Raw genomic sequence first — 13040 nt, 5'->3', positions numbered from 1 at the left:
ATGTTGAACAGGTTATTACTCACTTTTTTATTGTCTTTATGGGTATTTGTGTTGTGTGGCTGTCAGCCTGCTGAGCAGAAACCAATTCTGTCAACTTTGCAAATGACCAGTGGCAAATCGGTAGAAAGAGGCACTGAGCTCATCTTCCCAAGGGATCATGGTATTCATGCTGAACAAGGTATTGAATGGTGGTATCTCACCGCAAACCTGCAAAGTGACACGGGTGAAACCTTCGGTGTGCAATGGACACTCTTTCGCACGTTAATGCCCAGCAATGTTGAATCAAGATGGTGGGATAACAATCTTTACTTTGCTCACTTTGCGATGCAGCACCAACAAGAGCATGTGGCGTTCGAACGTTTTTCACGAGCGAGTCAAGCCAAAGTGACGAGCTCGCCGTTTAGTGCCGTTATTGATGATTGGCAATTAAGCAGTCTCAGTGATACCTTTTTACCGCTTAAGCTCACGGCGGCAGATGAAAACTATCAAGTTTCACTCACATTAAGCGACAGTCCAATGACATTGCAGGGCAACAATGGCTATAGCCAGAAAACCCAAAGTGGCCATGCGTCTTATTACTTTAGTTATCCCTTTTTAAACGTGAAAGGCCGCTTAACCTTTGCCGGAAAAGAGTACCAAGTCACAGGTAATGCCTGGTACGACAGAGAATGGTCCGCCAGCTTACTCGATAATAGTCAATTGGGTTGGGACTGGTTTAGCCTCGTCGACTCACAAGCTTCAAAAAAAGGCCTCATGTTGTTTTGCATTCGAGGGAAGGAGCAAGGTTATGATTATTGTAGCGGTACCCGTATAGCGCCCAACGGTGAAGCCACCGAGATTGCCAAAGAGACTATTAAGCTGTCTGTCGTTGAAACGGTAATGTTAGATCACCGCAAATACCCAAGTCGGTGGCAACTTGAATTACCTGACAGCCCAGTGATTATTATTGAAAGTATCACCAAAGATTCACGTAATCAATTAACGTTCCCCTATTGGGAAGGCCGAGTGCAGGCAACGGGTGGCTTTAATGGTCAGGGCTATGCAGAATTGACTGGATACTAAATAACCTGAACTCGGCTTAAGCAGCGCCGCTAAATATCACTATTTTGGCCCCTATCTGTGTTGTACTTTCTACTAATAGCAGGTTATTAGGTACGAAACCCCGCCTTGATATCGACAAAAATATCGGCATTTAGCAAAAAGTTAAATAAATAAAAATAAGAAATATATTAAACTTATAATTTTAAATGTAATTTAAGTCTATCTGACACTCATTATCCCGAGTTCAGGTTAAATAACTCGCATCTCTTTTTTGACAACAAGCTTATCAGCTTCAATCACGTTCGTTTTTTAACTGAACATATTTACCTATTTTAGCCAACAGTATCTCTTTTTTAAACGGCTTAGCGGTATAATCATCCATACCACAATCGAAGCAATGTTGGATATCTTCATCTAATACACTCGCTGTTAATGCAATAATAGCGACGGGATCTAACCCTTTGTCTTTCTCATAAGCTCGAATGTCCTCTGTCGCACTAAAACCATCCTTAATCGGCATCATACAATCCATTAAAATAGCACTATATTGTTCACCCGATATCACTTTATCAACAGCCTCTTGTCCATTATTAGCAATATGAAATTGATAGCCACCTTTAGCCAGCAGCATCGAAGCCACTTTTTGGTTCACTAGATTGTCTTCTACGACTAAAATTAAGGGTTTTTGACTATCCTCTATTTCATTGGAATTCTCTAACGCATCATGATGATGATCGCTATCTTTGTCTATATTCATTTGATGAGTAAAATGCGCATTCCCTAATGATTTAATCAATCTGTTACCTAAAATCGGCACAGTAACAGAGCCATCAATCGTCTGAGCAAAATCAAAACGCTCTGCATTCAAAGATTGACATACTACTATCGGTGATGCCGGAAAACGATTTTTAAGTGCTGCTATATCTTTTTTTGTCTTATTTAAATTAGCCTGACAATACACAATAATAGATGACTCATCTGCTAACTCAAGCTCAGCGGGCTCTTCAACCGCAGCCGAAAAAGTCAGTCCATATTGTTCCATTTCAGTAATAACCGTTTTGCCAAAATCAGTATGATTACTGACAAGCGCTAATGTCTTATTCTGGAGCTCTTTAGGGAATGGAGCTTCAAGCTGATCAACAATCACTTCAATAGTAAAATAGAATCGACTCCCTTGACCTTTTTGTGAGTCCACACAAATTTCGCCCCCCATTAACTCAACCAATTGAGCGCTAATCGTCAGACCTAAACCTGTCCCACCGAATCGACGAGTAATTGAACCGTCTTCTTGTGTAAAAGGCTGAAATATACTTTTTTGTTGCTCTGTATCAATCCCGATCCCGGTATCAGTCACTGAGATAGTTAAGTCAATTTTATTCACTAATCGACTCTCAATGTCGAGTGCAACAGTCACGGAGCCAGAATCGGTAAACTTCACCGCATTAGACAGAAGATTCATTAATATCTGGCGTAATCGATGCTCATCGAGCATTAAACTGTAAGGCAGCTCATTAGGAATATTCACTCTTAGATCTAATGATTTAGTGACAGACTTTGGAATAACAATCAACAAGGTGTCATAAATAATTTCACGTAAAATAGTTTGATCGGTCGTTATGGATAAATTACCCGATTCAATTTTAGACAAATCGAGAATATCATTGATTAGAATAAGCAACGTTTGCGATGAAATGTCAACGACACTCAAATAATCATGTTGAGTCGGCGTTAAGTGTGTATCTGATAAGATTTCTGACATGCCAATGATGCCATTTAACGGTGTTCTAATTTCATGGGACATATTGGCTAAAAAAGAGCTTTTCGCTTTATTGGCTTGCTCAGCCTCTTCTCTGGCTTGCAAAATTTTAGATTCATTTAAATGCCTCTCTTCAATTAAATTATTTAACTTAGTCGTAAATTGAGTTAATTCATCATGTCCATCATTAGCAATTTTAATCGAATAATCATGGGTTTCTTCAATTTTTTGCATTGTATCCAATATTCTTAATAAATACGAAAGAATGCGCTTAATGAGTAAAAATCCAAGAAAACCAATAATTATCAGAATCGCTATGATGACAACAATATAAAAATACGCTTTATGTTCAAAACTGCTTGCTTCTACTTGTATCTGGCTATTGAGCGTATCCACCACCCCACCCAAGCCATCAGATAACATCGTCAATCTCGACTCTAGCGCTTTAACACCAAGACTTATTTCTCCTTTTGGAATATTTGACAGTCCCGTCCTTGCCACTTTATCTTTAAAGGCCTGTCCAGCAATAAAGGCCTTCGAGCTAAAAAGACTCAGTAACAATCTAATTTGCTCCGGATCGGCACTAATTGTGATAAATCGGTCAATAAACAGCTGTTGTTTATTCTTTAAATTGATCAGTTCATCTTCCATATTGAGATCAGGAAATTCCATCTCTAAATGAAAGCTCCAATCCGCCTCATAATCCCATAATAATATCCAATTAAGCTGATACATGATCCTGACTTGCTGCTCGATATTATCCACACCTGTATAAATCGACTCTTTTTCATAGATAAGAATGAATTCTGCTAAATAATCAAATACCCAAAATGACCATTCTTGTACATCTTCTTTGCTGACATTAGGGTATTCATCGTAAGCCTCTGTTAAACCAGATACCATTTCATTAAGAGTATCCAAAGTCGTTACAGAGTTGGTGCCATTTAATAAATGAGTCCTAAGGGTACTCCCCCTTAGCTGGCTTTTAATAATGGTTAATTGTTCTCGTATAGCATCAGAATTAGTCGAATGGCCTGCTAATTTCGCCATTCTCATTTGATGACCCAGCCGAATGCTATTAGAGACTTCAGATAAAATGGTCAACTGAGTCGCTAATACCCTTAAATGCTCTGTGCGGTCTAAAATACTACGGACTTCAATAAATGCAAGAATGGCAGATAAAGTAAGAGGAAAAACAACCAGTAATAGCAATCTAACTTTTATTGATACCCTGTTTAGCCAAGCCATAAAATTCCCAAGATATTAAATTTATTTTTAATAAAATAGTTTTCTACAACATAAATTCATCAATAGCAGAATGACCACTATCTGAGACCATCGAACTTACTTTGAGTGTAGAACAAATTTAATCAACCTGAACTCTGGATAATTTAGTTCAATCATTTGATCGCTTTATTTTATTCCTCGCCAGATAAAGTCAATCCGTTAAACCGAGTACGTTTGGAAGCACAAACATACCCAAGCCAATTGATAATGCCATATTCAGCTCACTGAGGAATTAGCGTTAATCACTCACTCTTCCACTCCCGCTATCCTAAGCTACACTTATATATATACTCGTGATGCTAAGCAGTCTCAATCCAACTTACTCAAGGCTTTTTAATGATCGACAAAAAGCCTATTCACTCCGCAATGGAATGCATTATATGGATACAACGTCAAATAACACGGCACCTAGGGCATTAAAACAACAGCAGATAATTAAAAATTTTAGGATAAAAATGGCATTTCAGCCTATTATCGATATTGTTAGTCATGCTGTTATTGCCCATGAAGCGCTTGTTAGGGGGGAATTTGGAGAGTCCGCTGAAACGGTATTATCCCATGTCGCTCCATCTCATCAATACCAATTCGATCAACAATGCCGTTTTCGTGCCATTCAAACAGCCGTTGCATTACATTTAGAGAAACGACTGTTCGTCAACTTCTGTCCCAATGTCGTCAAATCACCTTCTCTGCATATGCAGTCATTAAACCAATTAACCAATCACTTCAATTTTCCTAAAACCCAACTCGTTTTAGAATTAACGGAAGCGGAGGAAATTATCGATCTAAATAAAGTCATTGAATTACGGAAGGTCTATCGAAAAAACGGCTTAAAAGTGGCGATTGACGACTTTGGATCAGGCTATGCTGGACTCGGCTGGCTTGTGAAAATCCACCCAGATATTGTCAAACTCGATATGTCACTTATCCAAAATATTGATCTCGATAAATATAAAAGAGCGATTGTGCAAGGGATTATCGTGACTTGCCAGCAGCTAGACATCATGTTGTTAGCAGAAGGTATTGAAACGATGACAGAGTATTTGACCTTAAAGAAACTCGGGATCCGCTATATGCAAGGCTATTTTTTTTCCAAACCCACATTGGGCTCACTCACTGAAATCATTGCGCCTTTATCTTGCCTTCAAAATCCTAAACGCCGTAGCGCCTAATACCAATAAAAAGAATGCCCAGCATTCTTTTTATTGGTATTACTCTCAGAAAAACTCACTACCACATTAAATCATCAGGGATAGCATAATCGGCATAAGGATCATCTTCGACATCAACGGCTTGACCTTCATCGGTAACCCAAAGATACCCCGTCCATTCAGGCACGAGCAAATGAACTCTTTCAGCCAATTTATGTGGCACTAAGTAACTATTATCTTCGTAACGGACAATGCCTAAGCGTCCGGTTAACAATTCACTCTGTAGCTTATCATTAACATATAACGATAAAATTTTATTATTAAACGTAAAGTTAAACTTGATGTCCGAAGCCGCAGGCGCTTTAATCGCTAAACGTGTGAACTCAGTCACTAAGCCCCTCACTAAGCCTTTTTCTGTCGCCTCTGTAAAGCGTTTCTCATTAAGCGCCTTATCTTTTTCAGCTTGTGCTTGCTTCTTAGCGCTAATTTCTTGTTTCAATATTGCAGAACCATCATCAACTTTAGCTTTTTTATCTCTTCTCTTTTGCGTTTTAGTATCACGCACTTTCTGCTTGCTTACTAAACCCGCTTTTAATAATTGCTCTTGAAATGGATTTGCCATGAATATTGTCTCTTTCTATTGATACCCAAATATATTGTTCATACTAACGGCAATTTAACGACGTATAAATCGCCTCTAATGCTTGTAATGGATTTTTCGCCTGAGTAATAGGCCTTCCTATTACTAAATAATCAGCACCCGCTGCTATCGCATCAACCGGCGTCATGACCCTATGTTGATCGCCTTTATCACTCCCAGCGGGCCTGATCCCTGGTGTAACCAGCGTAAAATCATCTCCGAATGTACTCTTCATTGTCCTTGCTTCTTGAGCCGAACAAACAATGCCATCCAATCCTGCTTGCTGAGTTAATTGTGCTAATCGCTTAACTTGCTCTGCTGCCGTGCAGGTTATCCCTAAAAGGATTAACTCTTCATCGCTCATTGACGTTAATACTGTCACAGCGATCAATAAAGGGGCTTTGTCGCCATAAGGCAGCAGCGCTTTTTTTGCTGCTTGCATCATAGCTAAACCGCCACTAGCATGCACATTTGTCATCCACACACCCAGCTCTGCTGCTGAGGTCACGGCTTTAGCAACGGTATTAGGAATATCATGAAACTTTAAATCTAAAAACAATTCAAATCCACGTTGATGTATTTCAGTCACCAGTTGAGGACCAAACAAAGTAAACATTTCTTTACCAATTTTTAGTCTACACATCTGAGGATCCAGTTGATCGATTAACCCCAATGCCTCACTTTTATTGTCATAATCAAGCGCAACTACAATAGGTGTATCAATCATATTTTCTCCAATAACCTCATCAAATTATATCCAAGAGAACCGCGCTATTTTATGACACTAAAAGCGCGTTTGCTTAGATAACACAGGAATGTACTACTCTCCATCAAGTCCTCGAACACGCTTGATACTGCCCCAATTCTTACACGATGGGCAATGCCAGTAGAGTCTATGTGAAGGAAAACCACATTCACTACAACGATATCCTGGACGATATTTAATTTGTTGTTCAACCAGCTGTTCAAGCATCGTCAAACTTTGTTTTGCCTGACCCTCTTCTGCTTGTTGTAAATGCATTTTCATCAAATGCTGAAAGCTCTTCATTGTCGGATGCCGATATAACCCTTCAACAACTAAGGCTTCAGCATCTTCAAGAAAGCCTTTCTCTATCATCGTTTGGGCTAAAGAAATGGTCACACTTGCTCCCGCATCAAGTGACACGGCCTGCCTCAGTAAATCTAAATATCCATCTGGATCCTGACTCTCCGAATAAACCGTCTTTGCCGTCACTATCGCATCGGCAAATAAATCTACATCAGCTAGTAACAGCTGATTCAACATATGCTTACATAAAGTGAATTCAGCTGAGTCTTGATAATTTTTCGCAAGCGTTAATAAAGTACGACCCGATTTTGGATCGTGTTTTAAGGCAGATTGTAAGCATTTATTTCTAACATTGAGTTCATCCGCTTCATCCGCTAATTCACAATAAAAATGTGCGCAGATTGATTTAAGAACTTGTTGCCGCTTTCGCTTTAATTTCTTAATAATATTAATGGCTTTTTGCCACTCTTTAGTGATCTGATAAATAGCAATCAGCTCTGTTTCAGCCTCTTCACTATGATCTTCTTGGTTCACTAAATTAATAAAGATTTCTTCAGCGCGATCATAAAACCCAGCCGCTAAATAATCTTTGCCTAACTCCATCATCGCAATATCACGTTGCTCAAGCGCTAAGTGGGGTCTGGCTATCAAGTTTTGATGGACACGGATCGCTCGGTCAACTTCTCCTCGCTTACGAAACAAAGAGCCTAAAGAAAGATGAGTATCAATGGTTTCATCATCCACATCCAGCATGGTGATAAACAGATCAACGGCTTTATCCGATTCATTAGACAATAAAAAATTTAAACCTGTAAAATAATCTCGGCTCAATTTATTACGCTGACTACTGTCTTTTTGTCGCACACTTCTTCGTCCCATATACCATCCATAGCCAGCGGCTATGGGCAATAATAGAAACAGTATTTCAAGCATATTAAGCGTCTATATCCTGACTTTTTTGAATGGCTAATGTATCACACTTTTTATTCATCGTGCGCAAAGCTAACTTTAAACGCATAATATGATATATCGCAAACATCCAGCTCAGCATAAAGCCCGCTAGAAATACCACAGCCAACACCACGGGTAATCTAAACTCTCCCTGAGCAATAAAATAACTAATAGTCACCACTTGCTCATTTCTGGCGCCGAACACAAGCGCTAAAAAAAACAATAAAGCAACAACAACCGCAATGATAAAAGACTTCACGTTACACTCCTTATACGCTGCAAGATAATCTAATTATCTAAGAATTTACATTAACTAGCTAGCGCTACATAAGTTTTAGGCATAAAAAAGCCTCCTAAAGGAGGCTTTTAAGACAATGTAAATTACGCGTTGATGGCATCAACACGTTCGCGCAGTTCTTTTCCGGGCTTAAAGTGCGGAACATACTTCCCATCCAAATCAACAGAGGTACCTGTTTTTGGATTACGACCTATTCTAGGTGCACGATAATGAAGTGAAAAGCTACCGAAGCCTCGGATCTCGATCCGGTCTCCCGTTTCCAATGTTAGTGCCATTTGCTCTAACATTTCTTTTATTGCACTTTCCACTTCTTTAGCCGACAGCTGCGACTGCCTAGTGGCCAATTTTTCGATCAGTTCGGATTTTGTCATCCTATACCCTCTATTATCAAGCCAAACACAGTCACCTAACAGGGGCGAAACAGCCTACCCCCGAACTTCAGGCGATGATTTATTTACGAGCTGCTTTAAACGCTTCAGCCATCGCACTGCTCATGACAACTTCATCTTGCTTGTTCAAGCTAGCCATTGCTTCTTTCTCTTCAGCTTCATCTTTCGCACGGATAGATAGGCTGATAGAGCGGTTCTTACGATCAACACCCATGAACTTAGATTCGACTTTGTCACCGACAGAGTAAACTGTTGATGCATCTTCGATACGCTCACGAGATATATCTGAAACGCGAAGGTAACCTTCAACAGTCTCAGCTAGTTCAATTGTAACACCTTTTGCGTCAACTGCTGTAACAACACCATGGACAACAACACCTTTCTTCTTATCAGCAAGGAATGCATTGAATGGATCGTCTTCAGTTTGTTTAACACCTAAGCTGATACGCTCACGTTCTGGGTCAACAGAAAGTACAACTGCATTGATTTCGTCGCCTTTCTTGTATTCAGCAACAGCGTCTTCGCCAGTACCATTCCAAGAAATATCAGAAAGATGAACCAGACCGTCGATGCCACCGTCAAGACCGATAAAGATACCGAAGTCAGTGATTGACTTGATCTTACCAGACACTTTGTCGCCTTTATTGAAACGCTCGGCGAAATCATCCCATGGGTTAGTCTTACATTGCTTAAGACCTAGAGAGATACGACGACGTTCTTCATCGATGTCTAAAACAAGAACTTCAACTTCATCACCTAGGTTAACAACCTTTGATGGGTGGATGTTCTTATTAGTCCAATCCATTTCAGAAACGTGAACAAGACCTTCAACGCCTTCTTCAATTTCAACGAAACAACCGTAGTCAGTTAGGTTAGTGACGCGGCCCGTTAAACGTGTGTTCTCTGGGTAGCGCTTACTAATTTCTAACCATGGATCTTCGCCAAGTTGCTTAAGACCAAGTGATACACGAGTGCGCTCACGATCATACTTAAGCACTTTAACGTTGATTTCATCACCAACATTAACGATTTCTGATGGGTGCTTAACACGCTTCCAAGCCATATCAGTGATATGTAAAAGACCGTCAACACCGCCTAAGTCTACGAATGCTCCGTAATCAGTAAGGTTCTTAACGATACCTTTAACTGATTGACCTTCTTGAAGATTCTCAAGAAGTGCATCGCGCTCAGCGCTGCTTTCAGATTCGATAACAGCACGACGAGAAACAACAACGTTGTTGCGCTTCTGATCAAGCTTGATAACTTTGAATTCTAATTCTTTGTTTTCTAGGTGAGCGGTGTCGCGAACAGGGCGAACGTCAACTAGAGAACCTGGTAGGAATGCACGGATACCGTTTAATTCAACAGTGAAACCGCCTTTAACCTTACCATTGATGATACCGATTACAGTTTCAGCATCTTCATACGCTTTTTCTAGAACAATCCAAGCTTCATGACGCTTAGCTTTTTCACGAGAAAGTTGTGTTTCACCGAAGCCATCTTCAACAGAGTCAAGAGCAACATCAACTTCATCGCCAACAGCAATTTCAAGAACGCCTTGTGCGTTTTTGAACTGTTCAGCTGGAATTGGGCTTTCAGACTTAAGGCCCGCATCAACCAGTACCGTACCGTTTTCGATGCGTACAACAACACCGCGAACGATAGAACCTGGACGAAACTCTAAAGTTTCTAAGGATTGTTCAAATAGATCAGCAAAAGATTCAGTCATGTTTAAGTTACTTTCTTTAATAAACCACTGCCCATCCTAGACGTGGAGTCAGTATAATAATTCACTGCGTCCTTGCAAGCGAATGGTTTAGTGCCAAGCTAACCTTAGCTCAGCACTGGTAATTTCATTTGTATATGGGCCAACACTAAGTCAACCACATCCTCAATATCGATCCCCGACGTATCGATGACCAAAGCATCGTCAGCTGGGACTAAAGGCGCCACTGCACGATTCATATCGCGCTCATCGCGTTCCTCTATCTCGAATAAAAGGCGATCAATATTAACATCGAAGCCTTTGTCCTGCAACTGATTATAGCGCCTTTGCGCTCTTTCGGCTGCGGAAGCGGTTAAAAATATTTTAGCGGGTGTATTCGGAAACACAACCGTTCCCATATCTCGCCCATCGGCAATCAAGCCAGGCGCTTCATTAAATGCGCGTTGCCGACGTAATAATGCTTCCCTAACACGTGGAAATGCAGCGACTTTTGATGCAGCATCGGAGCACTCTTGGCTCCGAATAGTGGTCGAGACGTCTTCACCTTCAAGGACGACTTTAATCCCTTTATTTTCATTACCCGGTAAAAATTGCACATCCAAATGCGCAGCCAGTACAGTAATTGCCTCTTCATTATCCAACTCAACATTGTGATGAATAGCGGCCAGTGCTAATACTCGATATATTGCACCACTATCGAGCAGTTTCCAACCTAACTTTTCGGCGAGTAACTGACTAATGGTGCCTTTCCCTGCGCCGCTAGGGCCGTCAATAGTGACAACAGGAGCCCGTTCTGACATAAAATTTCTCCGCAAAAACCACCTTCCGTGAAGCTACTGAAAATGAGCGCGCGAAGTATAAACTAATTCCCGCCTAAAAGCGGTAAAAACTTCATTAAGTTTACCTCGTTTAAAAAGATACCACGCTCATTTTTTCCTTAAACGGCACAGTTTAAGACCGTGAAATGACGATCAGGTTCCCTCAAGATATTGATTAAACTTCAATCAGCGAGTCACTAGAGACGCAAAGCGTTCGAAATAATCAGGGAACGTTTTTGAGGTACAATCGGGATCGTTAATGGTGATCCCACAATCGGCAAACGCGACCATAGAAAAACACATCGCCATTCGATGATCGTTATACGTGTCAATCTCAGCAGTATTGATCACCTTCGGTGGCGTCACACTGATATAGTCTTGCCCCTCATCGACAACCGCGCCCACTTTACGCAGTTCGGTCGCCATGGCCGCTAATCTATCCGTCTCTTTAATGCGCCAATTGTAAATATTTCGAATATGTGTCGTGCCCGTGGCAAATAAAGCCGTTGTCGCAATCGTCATTGCTGCATCGGGAATATGATTCATATCTAAGTCGACCGCTTTTAAGGGTGCGCCCCGTGCAATAATATAATCATCACCCCACTCGATATCGGCCCCCATTTTTTCCAGCACGTCCGCAAACTTCACATCCCCTTGGATACTCAACTTCCCCACACCCGTAACTTTCACTTCTCCGCCTTTAATGGCTGCAGCAGCGAGAAAATAAGACGCTGAAGAAGCATCACCTTCCACTAACACTTTACCGGGAGACACATAAGATTGTCCCGTTTCAATAATAAAGCGCTGATAATTTTCATTAATTACCTTGACACCAAACTGTGCCATCAAGGCTAATGTAATATCAATATAAGGCTTAGAGACTAATTCACCTTTAATCTTTATCACCACACGGCTTTTAGCAAGCGGCGCGACCATGAGTAATGCCGTTAAGAATTGACTAGAAAGATCGCCTGCGATTTCAACATCGCCCCCATTTAACCCAGTGGCATTAATGGTTAAAGGCGGAAAACCGTCATTTTTCAAATAAGTGACTTGCGCCCCTAGTTGCCTTAAAGCATCCACTAAGTCACCGATAGGGCGCTCTTCCATACGCGGCTCACCGGTTAAAGTAAACTTCCCTTGCCCTAATGTTAATGCGGCGCATAACGGTCGCATCGCCGTGCCTGCATTGCCTAAAAACAAGGTTTGGGCTTGTTCCGCACTTAACGGTCCAGCTAGGCCTTCAACTTCACATACCGTATTATTATTCGAGAGTCGATAATTTACACCCAACTGTTTTAATGATGCCAACATATATTTGATATCATCAGAGTCGAGTAAATTTGTCAGTGTCGTGGTCCCTTTTGCCAATGTGCCAAGTAACAAAACGCGGTTGGAAATGCTTTTTGATCCTGGAATATTCACACTGCCTTGAATATGTTTGATCGGCTCTAGACGTAGCTGTTTCATTAATCACTTCTTCTTTAATGTGCAATCCGATCTGCATCGGATACGCGTTAACAATAGATGTTCAGGCTTGCAATAAAAACGAGTCACCACGACAAAATGCACTCTGCAAAAACCCATGTTTGAACTTCGTGGCTATAAAATTACTGATCCCGAGCAAGGATTCAACATTTTTCTGCATTTAATTTAGCTTTATTGAATGATTTATTCTCTAAGCCATTAATCCAACGTAAAAAAACACCTTCAAGTACATTTTTCAAACAAGTTAACTTACCTCCGGCAAAGCCGGAGGCTTATTTGGGTGACGCCCTAAAAGGGCTTAAGTCCGTGCCCAAGGCACTATCTACATTCCGAGTGTTAATTGATCCCGATGAATGTCATTTTTTTCTTGGTTTCGTATGTACTCTTTTATCATTTCCTCATCCAAACCAACCGTAGAAACATAGTAACCCCTTGCCCAAAAAGCCT

General features: G+C 40.8%; 12 protein-coding genes. 2 read left to right on the top strand and 10 right to left on the bottom strand.

Features of this window, described 5'->3' with window-relative positions:
• Positions 1 to 1062: a lipocalin-like domain-containing protein gene (locus L2764_RS01460; protein ID WP_248938468.1), complete on the top strand. Its 1062-nt coding sequence runs from the start codon at positions 1 to 3 to the stop codon at positions 1060 to 1062.
• 271 nt (positions 1063 to 1333) lie between these two features.
• Here L2764_RS01460 and L2764_RS01455 read toward each other — a convergent pair whose 3' ends face one another.
• Positions 1334 to 4045, bottom strand: a complete 2712-nt coding sequence (locus L2764_RS01455; protein ID WP_248938467.1) for a hybrid sensor histidine kinase/response regulator — start codon at positions 4043 to 4045, stop codon at positions 1334 to 1336.
• A gap of 419 nt (positions 4046 to 4464) precedes the next feature.
• Between L2764_RS01455 and L2764_RS01450 the strand changes: the two genes are divergently transcribed.
• Positions 4465 to 5256 carry an EAL domain-containing protein gene (locus tag L2764_RS01450; RefSeq protein ID WP_248938466.1) on the top strand — a complete coding sequence of 264 codons (792 nt, stop codon included), beginning with the start codon at positions 4465 to 4467 and terminating at the stop codon, positions 5254 to 5256.
• 58 nt (positions 5257 to 5314) lie between these two features.
• On the opposite strand, the gene L2764_RS01445 is transcribed toward L2764_RS01450, so the two are convergent.
• From L2764_RS01445 to L2764_RS01405, 9 genes are all read right to left on the bottom strand, one after another.
• Complete coding sequence (locus L2764_RS01445; RefSeq protein WP_248938465.1) at positions 5315 to 5857, bottom strand: DUF2058 domain-containing protein; 543 nt, start codon at positions 5855 to 5857, stop codon at positions 5315 to 5317.
• A 43-nt stretch (positions 5858 to 5900) separates the two neighbouring features.
• Entirely contained in the window at positions 5901 to 6602 is a 702-nt protein-coding gene (gene pyrF / locus L2764_RS01440) for an orotidine-5'-phosphate decarboxylase (RefSeq protein WP_248938464.1), read from the bottom strand.
• A 93-nt stretch (positions 6603 to 6695) separates the two neighbouring features.
• The gene (lapB, locus tag L2764_RS01435; RefSeq protein WP_248938463.1) at positions 6696 to 7856 is read right to left on the bottom strand and encodes a lipopolysaccharide assembly protein LapB; all 1161 of its coding nucleotides are present in this window, start codon (positions 7854 to 7856) and stop codon (positions 6696 to 6698) included.
• A gap of 1 nt (position 7857) precedes the next feature.
• Positions 7858 to 8133 carry a LapA family protein gene (locus tag L2764_RS01430; protein ID WP_248938462.1) on the bottom strand — a complete coding sequence of 92 codons (276 nt, stop codon included), beginning with the start codon at positions 8131 to 8133 and terminating at the stop codon, positions 7858 to 7860.
• A gap of 122 nt (positions 8134 to 8255) precedes the next feature.
• On the bottom strand, positions 8256 to 8543 hold the full coding sequence (ihfB, locus tag L2764_RS01425; RefSeq protein ID WP_248938461.1) for an integration host factor subunit beta: 288 nt from the start codon (positions 8541 to 8543) through the stop codon (positions 8256 to 8258).
• Positions 8544 to 8622: 79 nt separating this feature from the next.
• Complete coding sequence (rpsA, locus tag L2764_RS01420) at positions 8623 to 10290, bottom strand: 30S ribosomal protein S1 (protein ID WP_248938460.1); 1668 nt, start codon at positions 10288 to 10290, stop codon at positions 8623 to 8625.
• Positions 10291 to 10394: 104 nt separating this feature from the next.
• Entirely contained in the window at positions 10395 to 11087 is a 693-nt protein-coding gene (gene cmk / locus L2764_RS01415; RefSeq protein WP_248938459.1) for a (d)CMP kinase, read from the bottom strand.
• Between the two features lie 204 nt (positions 11088 to 11291).
• On the bottom strand, positions 11292 to 12575 hold the full coding sequence (gene aroA / locus L2764_RS01410; protein ID WP_248938458.1) for a 3-phosphoshikimate 1-carboxyvinyltransferase: 1284 nt from the start codon (positions 12573 to 12575) through the stop codon (positions 11292 to 11294).
• A gap of 340 nt (positions 12576 to 12915) precedes the next feature.
• The coding region (locus L2764_RS01405) for a transposase (RefSeq protein ID WP_248938539.1) at positions 12916 to 13040 on the bottom strand (125 nt) is incomplete at its 5' end.

The organism is Shewanella surugensis (assembly GCF_023284005.1).
GTDB classification, from domain to species: domain Bacteria; phylum Pseudomonadota; class Gammaproteobacteria; order Enterobacterales; family Shewanellaceae; genus Shewanella; species Shewanella surugensis.
This window is presented reverse-complemented; position numbering and strand designations above follow the sequence as displayed.